This window comes from Clostridium sp. MCC345 (genome assembly GCF_018785345.1).
GTDB classification, from domain to species: Bacteria; Bacillota; Clostridia; order Lachnospirales; family Anaerotignaceae; genus Anaerotignum_A; species Anaerotignum_A faecicola.
Genome location: NZ_WQPP01000045.1, coordinates 1 through 251 on the forward strand (window position 1 = coordinate 1; position 251 = coordinate 251).

At 47.4% G+C, this 251-nt stretch carries 1 rRNA gene; it reads right to left on the bottom strand.

The features are described 5' to 3' along the window. Positions 1–36: 36 nt before the first annotated feature. Positions 37–154 (bottom strand): 5S ribosomal RNA (gene rrf, locus GPK49_RS13200). Positions 155–251 lie beyond the last annotated feature (97 nt).

The following is a 251-nucleotide window of genomic DNA, read 5'->3' on the forward strand; positions in this document are numbered from 1 at the left end:
GTGCGCTCTAACCAGCTGAGCTATGAGCCCATAGGACTTCGGCGACCATCTACTCTCCCAGGCAGCTGCCCACCAAGTACTATCGACCGCTTGGGTCTTAACCATCGTGTTCGGAATGGGAACGGGTGTGTCCCCCAAGCGCATCATCACCGAAGATGTTTTGTGTGTTTTCTATTTTGTTTGAAGGTTTGATCCTTCAAAACCGAACAATGAATATCTTTCACAACCTTGCGTTGAAAAATGTTTACGAA